This window comes from Streptomyces sp. Edi2, from assembly GCF_040253635.1.
Taxonomy (GTDB): domain Bacteria; phylum Actinomycetota; class Actinomycetes; order Streptomycetales; family Streptomycetaceae; genus Streptomyces.
In genome coordinates this window covers 263736-280485 of record NZ_JBEJGX010000002.1, presented here as the reverse complement: position 1 = coordinate 280485, position 16750 = coordinate 263736, and the positions used below count along the sequence as shown (strand labels likewise).

The 16750-nt window shown below is 69.8% G+C and carries 22 protein-coding genes and 4 tRNA genes; 18 read left to right on the top strand and 8 right to left on the bottom strand.

Annotated features, from left to right (window positions below; translation table 11 throughout):
* Window positions 1-36: 36 nt before the first annotated feature.
* Window positions 37-393, bottom strand: coding sequence for a hypothetical protein (locus tag ABR737_RS03395; protein ID WP_350248690.1), 357 nt, complete (start codon window positions 391-393; stop codon window positions 37-39).
* A 390-nt stretch (window positions 394-783) separates the two neighbouring features.
* Here ABR737_RS03395 and ABR737_RS03390 point away from each other — a divergent pair.
* The 11 genes from ABR737_RS03390 (at window position 784) to ABR737_RS03340 (ending at window position 6534) form a co-directional block, all read left to right on the top strand.
* Window positions 784-857, top strand: a tRNA-Ala gene (locus ABR737_RS03390).
* A gap of 171 nt (window positions 858-1028) precedes the next feature.
* Window positions 1029-1682 carry a hypothetical protein gene (locus tag ABR737_RS03385; RefSeq protein WP_350248689.1) on the top strand — a complete coding sequence of 218 codons (654 nt, stop codon included), beginning with the start codon at window positions 1029-1031 and terminating at the stop codon, window positions 1680-1682.
* Window positions 1682-1909, top strand: a complete 228-nt coding sequence (locus ABR737_RS03380) for a hypothetical protein (RefSeq protein ID WP_350248688.1) — start codon at window positions 1682-1684, stop codon at window positions 1907-1909. The genes ABR737_RS03385 and ABR737_RS03380 overlap by 1 nt, the downstream gene beginning before the upstream one ends.
* 70 nt (window positions 1910-1979) lie before the next feature.
* Window positions 1980-2315, top strand: a complete 336-nt coding sequence (locus ABR737_RS03375; protein ID WP_350248687.1) for a hypothetical protein — start codon at window positions 1980-1982, stop codon at window positions 2313-2315.
* 591 nt (window positions 2316-2906) lie between these two features.
* Window positions 2907-2979, top strand: a tRNA-Val gene (locus ABR737_RS03370).
* A gap of 22 nt (window positions 2980-3001) precedes the next feature.
* Window positions 3002-3073, top strand: a tRNA-Arg gene (locus tag ABR737_RS03365).
* Between the two features lie 78 nt (window positions 3074-3151).
* Window positions 3152-3222, top strand: a tRNA-Trp gene (locus tag ABR737_RS03360).
* 157 nt (window positions 3223-3379) lie between these two features.
* Window positions 3380-3961: a hypothetical protein gene (locus ABR737_RS03355; protein ID WP_350248686.1), complete on the top strand. Its 582-nt coding sequence runs from the start codon at window positions 3380-3382 to the stop codon at window positions 3959-3961.
* Window positions 3958-4188 carry a hypothetical protein gene (locus ABR737_RS03350; protein ID WP_350248685.1) on the top strand — a complete coding sequence of 77 codons (231 nt, stop codon included), beginning with the start codon at window positions 3958-3960 and terminating at the stop codon, window positions 4186-4188. The genes ABR737_RS03355 and ABR737_RS03350 overlap by 4 nt, the downstream gene beginning before the upstream one ends.
* 121 nt (window positions 4189-4309) lie before the next feature.
* On the top strand, window positions 4310-5575 hold the full coding sequence (locus ABR737_RS03345) for a hypothetical protein (protein WP_350248684.1): 1266 nt from the start codon (window positions 4310-4312) through the stop codon (window positions 5573-5575).
* Window positions 5576-5619: 44 nt separating this feature from the next.
* Complete coding sequence (locus ABR737_RS03340; protein WP_350248683.1) at window positions 5620-6534, top strand: hypothetical protein; 915 nt, start codon at window positions 5620-5622, stop codon at window positions 6532-6534.
* 16 nt (window positions 6535-6550) lie between these two features.
* Here the strand turns inward: ABR737_RS03340 and ABR737_RS03335 are convergent, their stop codons facing one another.
* On the bottom strand, window positions 6551-7561 hold the full coding sequence (locus tag ABR737_RS03335; RefSeq protein WP_350248682.1) for a hypothetical protein: 1011 nt from the start codon (window positions 7559-7561) through the stop codon (window positions 6551-6553).
* 358 nt (window positions 7562-7919) lie between these two features.
* On the opposite strand from ABR737_RS03335, the gene ABR737_RS03330 reads away from it, so the two are divergent.
* Window positions 7920-8351, top strand: a complete 432-nt coding sequence (locus tag ABR737_RS03330; protein WP_350248681.1) for a hypothetical protein — start codon at window positions 7920-7922, stop codon at window positions 8349-8351.
* Window positions 8352-8471: 120 nt separating this feature from the next.
* On the opposite strand, the gene ABR737_RS03325 is transcribed toward ABR737_RS03330, so the two are convergent.
* Entirely contained in the window at window positions 8472-9401 is a 930-nt protein-coding gene (locus ABR737_RS03325; protein ID WP_350248680.1) for a hypothetical protein, read from the bottom strand.
* Between the two features lie 66 nt (window positions 9402-9467).
* The gene (locus ABR737_RS03320) at window positions 9468-9854 is read right to left on the bottom strand and encodes a hypothetical protein (RefSeq protein WP_350248679.1); all 387 of its coding nucleotides are present in this window, start codon (window positions 9852-9854) and stop codon (window positions 9468-9470) included.
* Between the two features lie 109 nt (window positions 9855-9963).
* On the opposite strand from ABR737_RS03320, the gene ABR737_RS03315 reads away from it, so the two are divergent.
* From ABR737_RS03315 to ABR737_RS03300, 4 genes are all read left to right on the top strand, one after another.
* Window positions 9964-10335 (top strand): hypothetical protein, encoded by a 372-nt coding sequence (locus ABR737_RS03315; protein ID WP_350248678.1) that lies wholly within the window; start codon window positions 9964-9966, stop codon window positions 10333-10335.
* 39 nt (window positions 10336-10374) lie between these two features.
* A complete protein-coding gene (locus ABR737_RS03310) occupies window positions 10375-10944 on the top strand; it encodes a hypothetical protein (protein WP_350248677.1) in 570 nt (189 codons plus the stop codon).
* The gene (locus tag ABR737_RS03305) at window positions 10941-11180 is read left to right on the top strand and encodes a hypothetical protein (RefSeq protein ID WP_350248676.1); all 240 of its coding nucleotides are present in this window, start codon (window positions 10941-10943) and stop codon (window positions 11178-11180) included. The genes ABR737_RS03310 and ABR737_RS03305 overlap by 4 nt, the downstream gene beginning before the upstream one ends.
* A 437-nt stretch (window positions 11181-11617) precedes the next feature.
* Complete coding sequence (locus ABR737_RS03300) at window positions 11618-12298, top strand: hypothetical protein (RefSeq protein ID WP_350248675.1); 681 nt, start codon at window positions 11618-11620, stop codon at window positions 12296-12298.
* A 128-nt stretch (window positions 12299-12426) separates the two neighbouring features.
* On the opposite strand, the gene ABR737_RS03295 is transcribed toward ABR737_RS03300, so the two are convergent.
* On the bottom strand, window positions 12427-12807 hold the full coding sequence (locus ABR737_RS03295; protein WP_350248674.1) for a hypothetical protein: 381 nt from the start codon (window positions 12805-12807) through the stop codon (window positions 12427-12429).
* Window positions 12804-13007 (bottom strand): hypothetical protein, encoded by a 204-nt coding sequence (locus tag ABR737_RS03290; protein ID WP_350248673.1) that lies wholly within the window; start codon window positions 13005-13007, stop codon window positions 12804-12806. Before ABR737_RS03290 ends, ABR737_RS03295 begins: the two co-directional genes overlap by 4 nt.
* Window positions 13008-13349: 342 nt before the next feature.
* On the opposite strand from ABR737_RS03290, the gene ABR737_RS03285 reads away from it, so the two are divergent.
* Both ABR737_RS03285 and ABR737_RS03280 read left to right on the top strand, forming a co-directional pair.
* Window positions 13350-13961 (top strand): DUF262 domain-containing protein, encoded by a 612-nt coding sequence (locus tag ABR737_RS03285; protein ID WP_350248672.1) that lies wholly within the window; start codon window positions 13350-13352, stop codon window positions 13959-13961.
* 5 nt (window positions 13962-13966) lie between these two features.
* Window positions 13967-14500, top strand: coding sequence for a DUF6248 family natural product biosynthesis protein (locus ABR737_RS03280; RefSeq protein ID WP_350248671.1), 534 nt, complete (start codon window positions 13967-13969; stop codon window positions 14498-14500).
* A gap of 86 nt (window positions 14501-14586) precedes the next feature.
* Here the strand turns inward: ABR737_RS03280 and ABR737_RS03275 are convergent, their stop codons facing one another.
* Window positions 14587-15222, bottom strand: coding sequence for a hypothetical protein (locus tag ABR737_RS03275; protein ID WP_350248670.1), 636 nt, complete (start codon window positions 15220-15222; stop codon window positions 14587-14589).
* Window positions 15223-15344: 122 nt separating this feature from the next.
* The gene (locus ABR737_RS03270; RefSeq protein WP_350248669.1) at window positions 15345-16541 is read right to left on the bottom strand and encodes a methyltransferase domain-containing protein; all 1197 of its coding nucleotides are present in this window, start codon (window positions 16539-16541) and stop codon (window positions 15345-15347) included.
* Between the last annotated feature and the right edge of the window lie 209 nt (window positions 16542-16750).

The following is a 16750-nucleotide window of genomic DNA, read 5'->3' as shown; positions in this document are numbered from 1 at the left end:
GGCGGACCAGGGCGCGCGGCCGGGCCTCGGACGTGGTCAGGCTGTCGCGCCCCAGGGCTCGGGGTCGGGGATCAGCAGGCTCTCGGCCCGTCGGGAGTCGCCGGCGGCGAGGTGCCGAGCGAATGCCGCGAGATCGGCACGATTGAGGATCAGAGGCCCTTCCTGCTGCCGGTGTTCAGTTGTCCCGACGCCGAGGGACTCATCGTCCCAGCCGCCGAGCTGCGCGACGCGGTCAGAGGTGCCGGTTCGGTCCGCACGGTCCAGGGCATCCTGCCGATGACCCGAGGCGAGGAACTCGGCGCGGGTGCCGACCCTGGTGCACGCGTCAACGACCGAGGACCACTCCAGGTAGAGGTCTTCGTCGTGTGTCGCCTTGATGATGCAGCGTCCCATGCGGTTCCTCCCGTTGCGGGCTGAGCTGAAGGGGCGAGCAGCTGCTCGCTTCCGGTGCGGGTGGCCCGGACGTCATTGTCGCCGCCCTGGACGGCCGCGAGGCCTGCTCCTGGTCTCGGGTGGGTCTGGCAGAACCCAGGTAGCACCAGGACGAGCGGCCGGCAGAGGCGAACTCCTTCGACGGTAGCCGCAGTTCACTCACAGTCGAAGCCATCTCACCCTGCTTCCCCGCGGATGGGCAGCCGTTCAAGAAGGGGGCTCACAACACCACGCGTGACCCTTTTAAATTGACACGTGGCCCCGTCATAGGTAAAATTATAAGCGTCAAGAGGGGTGATCGACCTTCTGGACGCCGGACAGTGAAGGGCGGCCGACCCGATCTGCCCGGCAGGCCCGTAGCTCAGTCAGTAGAGCGGCCCCCAAGCCGGGGGACGGTCAGGGGTGCAATCCCCCTCGGGCCACCAGGCGGCTGCCGCACCCAAGCGGCGGTCGCACACCGCGAGGACGCCGAGCCCGTCCCCAGACGACGAGGTCGCGCCTCTGCGACCCGAGCCGCGCCCACGCGCCCGCGACCGCGGCAGGCACCCCGTGTCGACATTCACCCAGTTCGCTAGAGACCGTGAGGACCTCGCACCATGCCCAACCTGAAGCCCGCTGACGCTGCCTACGCGTGGATGAGCGCCCAGGACGCGCCTGTGCCGTACGAGGACGTCGCTCACGCCATCGCCGACGACACCAACGCCGAGGAGTGGCGCGCCGCCCACATGGCCATCCTGGACCTCGAGTTCAGTGGGCGTCTGGTCAACTTGTCCGCCCGCGAGTGGGGCAAGGTCGGCGTCACGGCCCGTAGCCCCCGCAAGGGCCGCCACCGGTACCTCGCCACTGACGCCCAGTTCAAGGCGTGGAACCGGCCCGTGTACTCCGTGATGTGGGTGTCCTCGGACTTCATCGGCGAGACCGACGCCGATGCCTGGACGCGCGGCTACGCGCTCAAGGGCGTGAAGATCACCGGCGACGAGTACGACATCAATGGCATCCGCTCTGATGACTGGTCGCGCTACTTCTGGACCGGTCATGCCCGCAACGCGGCCGACGCGTACGCGCAGGGGTTCCTCGGGTGCGCCTACGACGTATGGGACCGGTCCGACTTCGAGGCGGACGTCGAGGAGATCGCCGAGATGGTCGCCCGCGTGCACGACGAGTTCGTCGACGCCGACACCAGCGACCCCGAGTACATCGCCACCGTCGTGCGTGACCTGCAGGCCCTCCGTGCCGCCGAGGCGGCTTGATGCTGTACCGCGAGGGAGAAGTCAACTGCGGCCACTGCCGCGAACCGCAGGGCATCGCCGTCGACGACTACAACGGCGAGACGCACGAGGACGGCGACGTCACGTTCACCCGCGAGCCCTGCATGCGTTGCCGCGTCCACAGCTTCGGCGTCCAGGAGCGCTGCGACGACGACTGCCCTGACTGCGAAGACCGCGGTGATGGTCTCGGCGACGCAGCCGAGGACTGACGAATCCGCTGGCGGCGGCACCCGCCCGCCGCCCCGCACCCGGCGGAACCGGGAGATCGGAGGAGCCGCGATGAGCCTGGACCACTCGTTCTTTGCCGTGTACGGCGCTGAGCTGCCCGGGGCGGACTGGGAGCACGTCTATGACCGCCTGGAGGACCTGCGCCGCACTCAGGGCCCGGCCGGTGACGCCGAGGACGTGCAGCTCTTCACCGTCTCTGGCGACAGGGACCCCTCTCGGGTGGTGATCGGGGCCGATGTCGTGAGCTTCGCACCCGGCAGCTGCAAGCCCGTAGGCGACTTCACCCCGTCGCCCAAGCGGGACAAGGCCCTGCGGCGGGCCGCTGCATTCGTGGGGCACGCAGAACCTGTCGAGCCCGGTTGGCTGTTCGTGTACGACCTGAGCTAGCCGGGCGCCGCTCGGCGGCCGCCGGCCTCATCGTCGGAGAGGCACCCCTCACCACCTGACGACCCTTTTAATTTGACACATGGGTGCCAGTGTCGTAAATTAGAAGAGTCAGCGGGGGTGATCAACCCCGCAGGCGCCGTACGGCGACACGGACGCGGCCGATCCGCACCGTACGGCAGGCTCGCAGCTACCGGAGCTGGCCTTGAAGGCATTCGAGGCGGGGGTTCAACTCCCCACGAGTCACGACGTGTTGGCGCACCCCACCCACCGGCGCTCCGGCAGGGCACACGCCAGCACATCAATCGGACCAGACCGACTGATCCTCGGTCGGGTTGAAGGGGGGAGGACGCTTCCCCTGGAGCGGTAGCTCAGTGGCAGAGACCCCGTTTGGGGTGGTCGCGGGTTCGAGTCCCGTCCGCTCACAAAGTGTCAGCAGGGAGGTGAAGTTCCCCGCGGATCCGGCCTAACTGACACGCATCCGTTTGCAGCACCTGGGGAGGTCCGCAAACGGACCGGCCGTCGGCCGGGGAAGGTGATGGACGGGTCCTCGCGGACCCAACCTGATCTGGTCCCCGCGCCGATGCCGGACACGCCCTCGTGGAGTAGTGGATACCTCGCCCGGCTCACAAACGCGAGATCGCGGGTTCACATCCCGCCGAGGGTACGCAAGTTGCGCAGTGCGCGCCGCTCCTGTCGTTCAACGGAAAGGACGCCGGCCTACGGAGCCGGAAATCGGGGTTCGAGTCCCTGCAGGAGCACCGCCTGACCGCTGTCGCGCCGTCCAACGGTGCCCAGAGGCGATGGCCCCGACCTCCGGGACGCGATCGCCACCCCCTGGGGGTGTAGCTCAGAGGCAGAGCGACGGTCTCCAAAGCCGGCAGCGCAGGTTCGATCCCTGCCACCCCCGCCCTGTCTTCTTCTCGCAATGCGTCGCGCCGCTGAACGTCTTCCTCGGCCGTCCCGGTCGAGGGAGATCGCCGGCCGTCGCACCCGACGGGTTCGCCCGGCTGTCCTGCTGCTCTGTAAGGGAGTCCGCCATCGCCACGCAGTACCCCCTCTCCGGAGTGTCGAGGGTCATCCACCCCGACGGCACCGTCGATCGCGTGGAGTTCCACGACCGACCGCAGACGGCCGACGAGACGCGAGTGTTCGCCAAGTACCGCGACCTGTCGCCGCTGGAGCTGATGCGACGGCTGCGCACCGCCGAGTGGAATGCGGACGTCGCCCAGTCCGAACGCGATCGATGGAAGACGAGCGCGCAGAGGCTTCAGATGGAACTGGCCCAGGCAGAGCGGAAGCTGGCCGCGATCACGCCGGCCGGGTGGGAACTGCCCAAGACCGTCCGGGAGCTGCTCGCGCACGCCGAAGCACACGGCTGGCGCTCTGCGCGAGCCTGGACGCCACGGGGAACGGACGAGATGCTCCTGAAGATCGTCCTCGGCCGGGACACTCTTCCCTCCGACGCCCCCTCGCGGGGAACCCAGTGGCGCTTCGATTTGACCTGGAGCTGTGTACCGGGCTCGGCCCGCCGGGCCCGTGCAGGCCTTGCTCGCACGCCTGACCGCCCGAAGTGGCATGACGCTCCGTCGGTGCGCAAGATCCGCGAAGTGATCAGTGAGCACCCGTACGCCAAGGGCGCAGCGTGATCGCCTTCGCAGTCCTCGCCCTGCTCGCTTTCGGCTACGCCACGGGTCGGCTCCGGCCCTGGGAGCGCTTGGGGACGTGGGTGGAGAACCTGCTCCTGCCGCACAACCACAAGCGCTGGCTCGGCAATCGCGTGCGCGAGTGGGCCCTCTTCGCGGCCCTGGCAGTCACGCGGCCCTGGGCCGCACTCGACCTCTGGCGGACGCGCAAGCCCCCGCAGACGCCCTGAACACCGTCCCCCGTCACCCTGCCGTCCTCAGCCGAGGTCGCTCAGCCCTCAGAGGGGGCGTGCGCCTGCAGTGATCTGGCGCCGTCCCGAACCGAAGTCGCCCGTACAGCAAAGGAGTTCCTTGACCGTCCGCCATCTCACCGAGCGCGTGGAGCTGCCGCTGCCCGGCATCGGTTGTGCCTCAGCGCGCGTCACCGTCCTGGAGCGCGGCCGCGTCCGCTACGTCGTGCGTGCTCCGCACGTCCACGGGACCTTCGTGGTCGTGCCGGAACACATCGCGAACGGTCCGATTCTGCCGGCCACCGTCGCGGTGCAGTTCGGTGACGGCATTGAGCCGCTCGGCAGCTTCTACCGCGAGCACCGGCCCGACGAGCCGGTGGTGCACGGCGTCCGGGTCCATGGTTGGACCGGGCACCTGTACCCGGATGACCTGCCGACCGGCTGGTTCCTGGGCCGCTACGCCGCCGGCCTGCGCAACGGCATTCACCATGAGCTCACCAGCGGCACGCGGCGCCGCACCGAGGCCGTGATCCTCGCCATCGTCACGCACTGGCGCAGCCTGCCCGATCGGCGTGCCCGCATGAGGACGGCGGCGCGGGAGAAGGCAGCGGAGTACGCCGAGCACGAGGGCAACTGCGCCACTGCGGCGGAGGCCCAGGCTGTCGAGCTCGAGCAGGAGCGCCGGGCCGTACGTCAGCGGCTCTGTGCGCTGGCCGGCATTCTGCGCCGCCGCCCGCGTGCCGTGCAGGCGCCGGATCCCGAGCCGGTGCAGCTGCAGATCGAAGATCCCCGCCGGGGCCCGCTCGGGCAGATCACGGTGCGCGAGGTTGCGGTGAACGCCGAGGTCGCGGGAAGCGTCGTCTACGAGGTGACGGGCGCCCGGGTTTCCGGGCGGTTCACCGTCGGACCGAACCGGTACCGGCCGGAGCCGATCCCGCAGGGCATCTGGGTCGCCTACGGCCACGCCAGCGACCGCTACTACGAGGACGAGCGGGCGCACGCGCCCGTGGTCAACGGAGTGCGTCTGTGCGGCCAGTGGGACCGCGACACGAGCGCCGACATCACTCCCACCGCCCCGGACACGATCGGCGCCCGGGTGCCGTCCCGGGGCTCGGCGCCGTACGCCACCGAGCGCCGCACCGCAGCTGTCGTCCGCGCGCTGGCGCTGCACTACCTGCGCCGCAAGGACCTGGCCGCACTGCGCCTGGCCGCCGCGCAGGCCAACGTCCCGAGCCTGCGCGCAGACGCACGGCGGTCGCTGAACGAGGTCAAGCAGCAGCTGGCCATCGAAGAGCGCAATGCGCGCCGCCATCGGGCCCGCGAGCGCGAGCTGCTCTCCCTGGTCCCCGGCAGCCCTCGCGAAGACCTGCTGGCCGAGGCCGCTTGATGGCCCCGAGTCCGCCGCCGTGCCCCGCCCATGGATTGGAGATCATGCACAGCAACGTCATCGAGCAGCGGATGCAGAAGGCGCACGACGACTTCGCCGCCCGCGGCCAGGCCGTGGCCGACATCCTCAACGCCGAGGACATCCAGGGCGGAGACTGGACGGCCGCGGCCGGGGTCAACGTGTACGGGTCGTTCACCCTGCACCACCCCGCGGGTTTCGCCGTCCACGTCGCCCGCCTCACTCCCAGCCTCTCCGGAGCAGCCGGGCGACGCCTCACGGTCGACGGCCACTACCCGCGGGAGTATTACGGCGACCGTGCTCCGACGATCGGCGTCGGACTCGACCAGCCGGCCACCTGGCTCGCGCGCAGGATCGTCACCAAGTTCCTGCCCGCGTACCTGAACGTGTGGACCACGGCGATGCTTCACAAGCGGCTTGAGGAGCAGCACACGGCGGCCCGGACCCGGCTGAACGCCCGCCTTGAGCGTGCGCTGCCCACGCTGGGGCCGGGTGCTGTCGCCGGCGGCCCGGACCGCGTGCAGTCATACGCGTCGGTGAATCACCAGGTGGAGGGGGAACGGACCATGTGCCGTGTGAAGGCCCGCCTGAACCACCCCGGAACCGCGGTCGATCTGCGGTTGGACTGGGTGCCTGCGGACCTTGCCGTTCGGATCCTCCAGGCCCTCAATCCCGCACCGCCCTTGGAAGGCCGGATCATGCCCGGTGCGCGGGCACTGGACGCCTCCCCCGAGGCGATCGCCACGCCGCAGGTCCTCGTCGGCGAAGTGGTGCGCGGGGCACAGGCCAGGCGCCCGCGGCTGCCCGTGGGCCGGCGCGCGATCTCCCAGCCGGTCTACGAGCCGTGGTTCGCCACGAGCCGCAAGCGTCGTCCGCTCGCAATGCCACGGGAAGAAGCAGCACCCGCCGAGCGGAAGCCGCTCCGACGGCGCGCTGCATGACATGGCCGAACCCACTTCAGGCGGTCTCGCCGGGCTGAGCGATGCCCGCGGCGGCGCGGACCTCCCTCAGCAGGACGCCGGCCTGCTGCTCGTCGACGGGGTCGAGGTAGAGCAGTCGCATCAGGATCATCTCCGCGCAGTTCCACCGCTTCTGCCCGTGTGCGACCCGCGCCAGCCCGTACAACCCGCGCAGCAGCGGCCGGTTGGACTCCTCCCGCCACAGGAGCACCCCGCCGTCGTACATCGGGAAGGCGAGCGGGACCTCGGCGACGGCGACCGCGCATTCGTACCACCGGCGCGCTGCGTCCAGCACGTCGTGGTCCCGCTCCAGGCCGGCCTCGTGTGCGGCGGCGAGATGGAGTTCGGCCCTCACCACGTACGCCTCGGCCGCCGCGGGCTGCTCCGCGTGCAACTGCTCCAGGCGGGCGCGTGCCTCATCCGGCGCGAGGCGGAGCAGCTCCTCGCGGACGGCGGGCAGGAGGCTGTGGGCGTCCGGTAGACGGTAGACGGGCCGGACGCCCTGGGTGAGCACGTGGCGCCGCCACCGGTCCGGCTCGTCGACCGGCTCCAGCAGCGCCTGGTCGACCTCCTCGGGTTCCTCGTCCCAATCGTCGTCTTCCTCGGGGGCGCCGTAGTCCAAGGGCTCCACGCCGGCTGCAGCGAGGTAGGACGGGTCGAATGTGCTGCCGCACGGCTGTGGCTGGTCCTGGTCGCGCGCCCGGTCGGCCGCCTTCATCGCCTCCGTGCACAGGCCGGAGTGCAGCAGCTCCATCGAGACCGGGTGGTACTGCTGCGGCCACATGTGCGCGCCGATCCCCGGACCCCAGAACTCGAGGTCCTGCTGCATCAGGAGCCGCAACGCCATGTCGCAGCCGGCGGCGTCGAGCCGCGGGCCCTGCTGCATGATCCGGTCGGCGTTCTCCTGCACGGTCGTCAGGGCACTCTGGTAGCCCATGCCCGTTTCGCGGCTGAGCCGGCGGGCGATCCGCGAGAAGTGGGTGGTTGACGTGCGGGGAGTGGTCGGCATGGCGCTCTCCTGAACACGGTCCCGCAGATCGCACCGCCCACCTCGATGCGCCGACAGGACCGACAGGCCGGGCGCGAAAGCTGCACTTGCTCTCCGGGGCCGAGCACCGGCTCGGTTCACTCAGGACGGCCAACGGTGGGTCAAGCCGACGAGCGCGCGTCCCCTGGGACGCACCGCGCCCAGAGTAGCGGCCTGCTCGACGCCGATGCTGGCCCTTCGAAGGTTCTCACCCCGTCGAGGGACTGCTGCACCGGTCGAACAGTGCCCCGAGCAGCGCAACTGCGGTGTCGGCACGGTCTGTCAGCATGGGCACGCCGCTCAGGGAGCGGCCGACCAGACAGCGACGAAAGGGGAGATCGTGGCCACATTCGAGGAGCAGATCGACAGCATCGGCGTCGAGCCGATCACCGCGGGGGTGGTGCTCTCGTTCACGTCCACCCGGCGGGAGTCCGAGTCCAACCCGCGCGCGGGACGTCCCCGGGTGAAGAATGCATCGGTGTTCGTCGCCCACGATGAGCTGCGCGCGATATGCGAAGCCCTGGCGCAGGGAGAGGACTACCGCAGCCCTGGCGACAAGGACGCCTTCCGCGGCTTCCTCATCGAGCCCTGGGACGGGGATCCTGACGTACGCGGCTCCTTCCAGTTCTTCGCCGGCGGCAGTGTGCTCGAGGTCGACCTGAGCGAGCGCACTCAGTCCGAACTGCTGGGGAGGCTGCAGCAAGCCCTGGAGAACACCGAGAGTGAAACGCACATCCGCTTTTACGACCACCGCGGCGTCAGTCTGAACTGACGCCCTGGAGCGAGGGCATCGCCCTGGCCCCGTGGCCGTCCCCGCCATCACCGCACGGCGAGGGCCCAGGTGACCGCCTCCGTCGGCCGGCCGTCGCGTGATCGCGACGGCCGTGGCGCTCTACCAGGCGGCGACGCGGGCGATGTGCGCGAGCAGCGCGGCGGTGACGTCGGGTGAGGGCGGAACCTCGGCGCTGACGGTCATGGTCGAGGCGTCGAAGTCGCGGCTGGCCGTGTGCGTGATCGTGGCGGTGTCTCCGTCGCGGGACAGCGCGAAGGACGGCACCCCGGGCAGGCGCTCCGGCAGGTCCGGTGCCGCGGCGGGCCCGTTGGCGCGCGTGGCGTCGTCGAGGTCGGCCAGGTCGGCGGCGAGGTGACGCAGGTGCCAGTCCTCGTGCGCACACGCCCCGTGGCACTTCACCCCGGCAAGGCGCCGGGCGCCGGGCGCGTACAGCACGTGCCGGGTGTGGTCCCGGTAGTTCTTCGTGTGGACGGCCGTCTGCTCGGCGCCGGGATTGAGCCGGACGATCCAGAAGGCATCGCCGTCCGGGTCCTGGAACTGCCAGGTCATGCGGATCTCGGCGGCGATGGCGAGGTCCGGCCAGTCGACGGCGACGCCGGTGTCCTGCCCCTGCCAGGTGTGCAGATGCACGCTGCTGCGGCCGGCGGCCGCGTCGGCGATCCACATTCCGGGGGTACGCGGCCAGTCCCTTACGCGGCCGAGCAGCAGCACAGACTGGCCAGGCCAGTTCGGCAGCGTCGGATGCTCGCGGGCGTTCTGGTAGACCGGGCAGGCCCCGCACTGCACACGCGGTGTGTCCGGGGAGGCGTTCGGGACGCGCCGTGAAGCGAGCTTCGAGCCGATGCACCGCTCGAAACCGCCCCAGTGCTGACGACCGGTGCGGGCTTCGAAGAGCGAGGCGAATCGGATCGGCCGGAGCCCGCAGTGGGCGGGGGTGTCGAAGTGGGCGTTGAGCGAGAGCCTGTTCCACCCCTGGCCGTCCGGCCCGCGCGGGCTGTACTCGTGGGGGTTGTCGAGATAGATGGGCACAGGGCCTCCGTTCGGAGAGAGCGCTTGGGCATGCCGGGGTGAGGCAGCGCAGCAGGGGACGATTGATCAGGCGCCGGAGCCGGGCTTCTCGCTGGCAGTGGAACAGCTGGGCAGCGGCACGGGGTTGAGCATCGGGTCGTCGAGCTGGGCGTACCAGTCCTCCTCGTCGGCGAAGACGGTGTCGCATCCGGCGGTGCAGATCAGCTGGCCGGGCTTGAGGAGCCTCTGCACCTCGTGCACCGGCGGGTGGCGGTAGCCGATAGCGGATCCGTGGTTGCAGAACCCGCGGTCACGTACGGCGTGCCAGGCATCGGCCTCGGCGTTCATCTGCGCCATCTCCAGATCGACGTCCAGGCGCTGAGTGAGGACGGCCTCCAACTCGTCGGCGCTGTTCTCGTCGGCGTACAGCAGGTTGGCTCCTTCGGCGGGGGCGGGATCCGGTGCAATGAACACCGGGACACCTTTTAATGTACACAGACAGGTGATTTTAGTCAAAGTAAATGGGTCACTCCACTGACCCTTTAATTTTGATTCCCACCCACTTCTCAGGTACATTGAACTTATGAGGGTGGGAGCGCCCCCGCACCCTGACGACGAGGAGAGCGTGATGGAGCAGTTGCCGGTCCAGATCACCGTCCACCGGGTCTACGCGGACGGAATCGTGGAAGACCTGACCTGCCCGCCGGGTCATGACCTTTGGCGGGCCGTCGACTTCGTCCAGCGGGTGATCGCGAAGGGGCACTGGGTCCTCATCGTCCCGGACCAGGGATCCGGCCTCATCGCCGAGCTCTCCGCCCCGATCGCGCCGGGCCTGCTGTCGGAGATCGTGTCGAAGTCGATCGACGCGGGCCAGAGCACGCTCGTCCTGCCCCAGGCCATCGACCGGTCGGCCATCCTGCCGGTTCTGCGGAGCCTCTCCCCCGATCCGTCCTAGCGAGGACGTAACGAAATGCACTCAACAGAAGGAGACTGCGTGACCGACCTGACCCCTCTGCCGCTGACCGGCCTCGAAGTGCCGCACACCCGCTACCGGATCACCAGCCTGCAGCAGGTGACCATGAGCTGCGGCGTTGCGTTCAGCGCGAATGTGCGGGAAGGCCGTGCTCTTGTGGGGGTGATCGAAAACCATGGTCGCGGCGGCGGCACTTGGTTCACCCCGGCAGACCGCACTGGCCGCCAGGGCATGGCCGAGTTCACGCGCACCTGCCGCTGGAAGGGCGAACCGATCAGCGAAGAGGAGGTGTACGACCACCTCATCGACGAGTACGACCTGGCCCGTACGGCCAAGCAGTACGCGCGGAAGCGGACGAGCCTGGTGCGCGGGCTCGACGCCGACGGGTACACCGACCACATCATCGAGGCGAAGGTCCCTGCCGTCTGGCTCGCCAGGGGCGACTACCCGTACATGGGCCAGCTGGCCCGCGGGCTCTCCCGGTACCAGCCCGCGCCCGAGGTCTGGCAGGTGTGGGACGGTGAGCGGTGGCAGGAGATCGTCCTCCCTAACATCGCCAACAGTAGTTCCACGGCGGTGAGTTCGGCGTGACGGCCATCTGGTACCGGGCGAGCGACGACCGCCGCATCGTCGTCCACCTGGAAGATCCGTCCTACGGCATCGACAGCGCGCGCTTTGCCCGGTGCGGAGCCCTGCTCGCCGAGATCGCACCCCCGCTCGGTGAAGGCGACACCCGGCACCTTTGCCGTACGTGCGGCTTGGACGACGACGAGCTCGGCACGACTCGCTCCGATTTCCATCGCATCCATCCGATCGCAGTCGCATAGACCGCTGCCGCCGGTACGGCGCTGAGGTCGGCCGAACCGTGCCCGGCGGCATCTCCGGTAGGCGAGCTGCCGTGCTATCGGGCCGCAATCTGACCCAAGGCCCGTGAACGTTGCCGTGGGCCGTAGGAGCGTGGTCTGCAAGGAGCGTCGTGCGTGGCAGGTTCTCCAACGGGCACGACTGCCTGCCCCGTACACGCGCGCCGAGATCGGCCGGCGGGCCCCGCTCGCCGAACTCCCTGCGGGGGTGTTGCGGTGCCTCGCAACACCCCCGCAGGGAGTTCGGCGCCGGCCACTGAAGGGAACATCGGGCGGTCGCCGCCGAATCGGGTGTGAAGCCCGGCGTGCCCTGATCTGTTTCTCTGCAGTGCTCTTGACACCCTTTTAGGTGTTCTGTCATGTTCCGGCCGCAGATGTGCGGCGATCGAGAAGGGATTCCCATGGCGCGACGAAGTGAGTACGACGACGGCCAGGCGGCGAAGCGACTGAAGGTCCCGGTGGCGGCCTTCCGGTGGGCGCGGCACTGCGGGCTGGTTCCGGAGCCGGATTTGCCTGCTCAGCGATGGTCTCGGAGCGCCGTGGAGGTGATGGATCCAGACGCGATCCGCGAAGCGCTCTCGCGCACGCCGATCTCCGGTGGCGCCGCGGCGGACCGGATTGCCGAGGCGCTCGGCACGCCGAATGTGATCGGCGAGAAGGCATCAGTCACCTCGTTCGTCGTCCGCAGGCTGATCGACCTGCGCCTGCTCACCGATCTCAGCACCAACCCTGACGGGTCCCTGGTCAACCCCGAGCAGGTGGACGTCGTCTGCGCCCGCGATGACCTCGCCGAGCTGGTGGCCGCCAACACCCCGCTCGGGCCCGACCAGGCCGCGCGGCGACTGTCCGTCCGCAGGACGGACTTCGACCACATGCTGCGTCTGGGGTGGATCAGGCCGGCCGACTCCGTCGAGGTCCGGTTCGGCACCTCACGTGCCGGGGCGGTCGACGTCGCCCTGTTCCGCACGAGCGATGTCGATGGTCTTCCGACCGCTCACCCGGAGATCGGCTGGGACACCCTCCGCGCCGTCCAGAAGGGACAGCGTTCACCGCTCGCCGCCCTTGCTGCAGCCTCCGCCTGACGAGCACGAGCTAAGCGGACGGCGGTGCTCCTCGTCTTGGCCTACCGTCGCCCGCGACGACGGAATGCTGCCCCGCCAGAAGGGCCCAGGCCACGCGGGCCTCCCCTCCGGCACACGGAAGGCGGAAGTCAGGCCGTCCAGGACCGAAGGGAGCGTGCGACTCCGCGAAGATCCTCTTCACCGGCGCGGACCGCTCCGGCGAGCGCCCAGAGGGCGTCCGGCTTGACCGTGACGGCGTGCCCGGACATCTGGAGATAGGCGTCGGCGGCCGCGTAGCCGACGACCAAGTTGTAGTCATCGAAGGGGCGCAGCACCAGGGCATGGTGCAGGAATGTGGCCGCCCGGGAGGCGGCATCCTCGTAGTACGGCTGCCCGGCGATCTGCTCGTACCGGTGCGCGCTCCCTGTCCAGTGGAGCGCCCCCCAGTCGGCGATGCCGATGTTCCGGGGGGCGGCCTCCTCCTGGATGTCGAGGAGCCATCCAGGGTCGACGTAGACGATCGGGCTCACCGCATGCCCTCGGGCGCGTCCTTCACGGCCTCCAGCGCTGTGGGCACGGCGGTGCGCGCAGCGCTGAGGAAGCGGGCCTTGTTGGCGGAGTCGACCAGCGTCCGCTTGGCCCAGGAGCGGGTGGACACGCCCAGGCGCTGAGCGTGCTCGTTCACCCTGGACAACTCCTCTTCGCTGAGATCCACAGAGATTTTCGGCATACACCCACCGTACCGCGCGATGCCTCCACGGGTAGAGGCATTGGTGGAGGCATCGGCTTTACTGCGCCGCACCTGCCAGATTCGGCGCCGGGAGCGCGCACTCCATCCCTGCAGGCCGAGCCCCGCCGCCAGCGACAACAGGGGGCCGCTCACACCCTCCACTGACCCTAATGATTTGACGTTTTCCCCCTTGTGTGGGTACATTGAATGCACCTCCTCGCGCCGCCTCGTGCCCATCTCATGTCGCCGAGTCCTCACGCGTTCCTCCGGCCAGCTGCAGGACGTCCGTCTCGGGCCACCTCCAGGGCCATCGCCCCGCCTCACCATCCCGGAGAGCCGTACATGACACGCCAGACCGCCCACCCGCTCGAGCACCACAACCTGCGCACCTCGGATCGCTCGCCCCGCGAAATCGCGACGAGCTTCCGCCGCACCTTCGGACTCGACCTCGATCCGGACTACCAGCGCGGCGACGTGTGGACCGACGACCAGCGCGTCGCGCTCATCCGGTCGTGGCTGACGGGGACGCCGACCGGCGTGGTGATCCTGAACGACCGCACGACGCCTGAGTGGAAGGAAGCCAACGGCTACGACCCGACCGACCGCGGCGAGGCCATGTACGTGTGCATCGACGGCAAGCAGCGCATCACCACCGCCTACCTCTGGTACGACGATGAACTGGCCGTACCCGCAACCTGGTTCCCCCAGGACGACGTAACGGCCACCGAGGAGACCGACGACGGCCCGTATGTGCGCCTCTCGGGCCTGGCCAAGCCGGCCCGGCTGAAGTTCGCCAACCGCGCCCACCTGTCGGTGGCAATGGCCAAGGTCGCCACCGCAGCCGAGGAGGCTGAAATCTACCTCCTGGTCAACGGCGGCGGCACCCCGCAGAGCGAGGCCGACATGGACAACGCGACTCGCATCGCGGCGGCCTCGCCCCGGGCCGAGCGGTGACCGGCGTGCTGCGGCGGCCGCAGCGCATCCTCACCGCGGCCGAGCGCGAGGTCGTCCGCGGCGTACAGAGCCTCCCCTTCCACCGCATGCTCCACCTCGGCCTGGTCGACCCGGTGCCCAACCCGTCCCCGATGGGCGAAGACGAGGGCGCCTGGGTCCGCGCGATCGTCTGGCCCAAGCACCTCCGCCTGATCGACGACGGGTACGCCTTTGGGTTCTGGCGCTGGGCGATGTGCGAGCGGGGCACCTGCTGGAACTGTCTGAACGGACGGTGCGAGTGGTGCATGCACCGGCAGAAGGGCGGCCCGGACGCCTGCGACAACGCCGAGACCGTGTTCAGCCACCGTGGCCGGAGGGCGGCCACCCTCATCCTGCGCCCCGGCGGCGAGCCGTGTGTGTGGTGGTGCCGGTGCCCCTGCGCGAAGGACGACGCCGAGCCCGCGGCCAAGCCCTCGCCCGCCGTGACGTCGCCCCAGGCCACCTCGGCCGCGCCCGTATCCGAAGCGCGCCGCGGCCAGGACCCGCTCCCCGGCCTGTAGTCCCGGGCAGCGCGCCGCCTCCGGCGCCGTTCCCGACAACCGCTCGCCCGCCGCGCCCGCCGCACGCCGGCTGCCGGGCGCTGTTGTTACTTCTTGGCCTGCTCCGCGGCAGTGGCCGTGGGGCGCTCGCCGTCCTGTACCTGCTGCAGTCGCTTGAGCGTGGCGGCCAGAACATCCTGCGCGCCGGTGCTGTCGCCCCCGGTGCCTTCAACCTTCACCCTGATGTTGACGTTGCCCGAGCGGCTGAAGGCGTACACGGTGTCCTTGCTCAGGCCGGAGTTAGTGACGAGCACGGACTCCTCCCCCACCTTCTTCTTCAGGCCCTGCTCCTTGCTCGACTCCTTGCCCCGCCACGCCGCGTAGGCGGCCTTGGAGTTCTCCGCCGAGTCGTACAGGCAGATCCCGACATCCATCATGTTGTCCGTGGAGCCGTTGTAGTCGAACCATGCGGAGCCGCCGCGGACCCAGCCCTTCGGCGCGGTGCCACCCGAGGCCGTGCAGTAAGTCGCCTCCGACGTCACCCTCTTGCCCTTGTAGGGCTCCCATCCCGAGATGACCTCTCCGGTGCCCGGAAGGGCCTGCGATATCTCGCCTTGGGCGAGCTGCTTGGTGATGGGCTTGTCCGACTCCTGGCCGGATTTGTCCGAGCTGTCCGACGAGCAGGAGGTGAGAGCGGCGATGCCCAGGAGGGCGACGAGGACTGCGGTACCTGTGCGTGACATGCGCACACCCTAATCCGCGGCCTTCGTAGATCGAATGCGATCGGCGATCTTGCGGCAGCTCGGCGAATCAGCCGCCACGCTACTGGGGCCGAACTTCTCGGAGGGCCCTGCGGGTCTCCGCCTCACCGTTGCCCTGTGGCCGAGTCGGACCGGCCGGAGGGGAGCGGCGTCGCAGGACGGGTGTGCGCCGCGGAGTCGAGAGCCCCGGGGAGCGTGAACCGTGGGCTGTCGAGCCAGGCACGGCACGAGCCGCCGCGGTCGGCGCTCACGCCGAAGCGGTTCCGGCCGGGTCGTCCCTTCCCGTCCCACCAGGACCATGCCTCGCTCACCTCGTCCCACAGGTGCCGCGGGCCGGACTGCGCGACGCCGTCCGGCTTGTTCCATCCGTCCACGGCTACGGTGGCCCAGGAGCCGTCGGTGCACCAAAGGCGTAGCAGCCGGTCCCCATCGGCGGGCACGGGATCCCAGGTGACGCCGGGCACCTGCAGCCCGACCGCCCATCGCGAGGCGCCTGTGGCGAGCACGGTGCGCGGATCGAGTGCGGAGGCGGCCCGCTCAGGGTCGTCGGTGACGGCCTGTGCCCAGCTCGGCCGTTGCCCGCGCTCCCACATGAACATCGCGCCACCGTGGAATCGGCCTTCGGCAACCTGACCGTCTTCGCGGACGGTCAGGCGCAGGAGCCCGGTGTTGGAGAACAGGGTGCCGAACGGCATTACGAGCCGGCCGCCGGGCCGTACCTGTCCGATCCACGTCCCGGGGATTTCACGGACGGAGAAGCCGACATGTACCGCGTCGTACGGAGCTGCGTCCGGGTGCCCGAGCGTCGCATCCCCGTGCAGCGCGGTGACGGGCGGCTGACAGTCGATCACGCGTGCGCGGACCTGCGCGGCCAGTTCCGGGTCGGATTCCATCGTCACCACGAGGGTGCCGAAGCGAGCCAGGAGAGCGGCCGTCCAGCCGGTGCCGCTGCCCAGGTCCAGGACTCGCGCGCCGGGGGCGGGATCGAGCAGCACGAGCATGCGGGCGACAGCCTCGGGGGCGGAGGAGGACGACGACGGTGTCGGTGCCCCGTCGAACGGCGACGGAGTGAGCTGGGTGACGACCTGGGCCTTCGAGCAGACCAGCGCTGCCCACGCCTCGGGCTCGGTATGCCGGGCCACGGTCCGATAGGCGCGCGGGGTGCCCGGCTCCGGCACGAAGACGTCGTCGGGCACGTAGTGGATCCGTGGAACGTCTTCAAATGCGCTCCGCCAGGGCTGCGACAGCTCTGTTGCCGTCGCGACGTCGTCGACCAGCTCCTTCCAGGTGCCGCCGGTCACCGCCTCTACTCCTCGTCCCCATCGTCGCTGGGGTCCTCGATCGGCATGCCGCCGAGGTCCTCTTGCTCCTCGTCGGTCAGTGCCCCGTCACTCGCGGCATCTTCGCGCGCCATCCCAACTCCCTCGGCTCTACCCAACAGTTCTACTCCGGCGGCGTCGCGCGGTCAGGCGTTTCGTCCGCCGACCTCCGCCTCTGGCCGCAGGTCGCC

What these genes read in the sequence shown, in the direction of transcription:
- ABR737_RS03395 (WP_350248690.1), bottom strand. Translation starts at nt 393, where the DNA reads ATGGGACGCTGCATCATCAAGGCGACACACGACGAAGACCTCTACCTG.
- ABR737_RS03385 (WP_350248689.1), top strand. Translation starts at nt 1,029, where the DNA reads ATGCCCAACCTGAAGCCCGCTGACGCTGCCTACGCGTGGATGAGCGCC.
- ABR737_RS03380 (WP_350248688.1), top strand. Translation starts at nt 1,682, where the DNA reads ATGCTGTACCGCGAGGGAGAAGTCAACTGCGGCCACTGCCGCGAACCG.
- ABR737_RS03375 (WP_350248687.1), top strand. Translation starts at nt 1,980, where the DNA reads ATGAGCCTGGACCACTCGTTCTTTGCCGTGTACGGCGCTGAGCTGCCC.
- ABR737_RS03340 (WP_350248683.1), top strand. Translation starts at nt 5,620, where the DNA reads ATGCACAGCAACGTCATCGAGCAGCGGATGCAGAAGGCGCACGACGAC.
- ABR737_RS03335 (WP_350248682.1), bottom strand. Translation starts at nt 7,561, where the DNA reads ATGCCGACCACTCCCCGCACGTCAACCACCCACTTCTCGCGGATCGCC.
- ABR737_RS03315 (WP_350248678.1), top strand. Translation starts at nt 9,964, where the DNA reads ATGAGGGTGGGAGCGCCCCCGCACCCTGACGACGAGGAGAGCGTGATG.
- ABR737_RS03300 (WP_350248675.1), top strand. Translation starts at nt 11,618, where the DNA reads ATGGCGCGACGAAGTGAGTACGACGACGGCCAGGCGGCGAAGCGACTG.
- ABR737_RS03290 (WP_350248673.1), bottom strand. Translation starts at nt 13,007, where the DNA reads ATGCCGAAAATCTCTGTGGATCTCAGCGAAGAGGAGTTGTCCAGGGTG.
- ABR737_RS03285 (WP_350248672.1), top strand. Translation starts at nt 13,350, where the DNA reads ATGACACGCCAGACCGCCCACCCGCTCGAGCACCACAACCTGCGCACC.
- ABR737_RS03275 (WP_350248670.1), bottom strand. Translation starts at nt 15,222, where the DNA reads ATGTCACGCACAGGTACCGCAGTCCTCGTCGCCCTCCTGGGCATCGCC.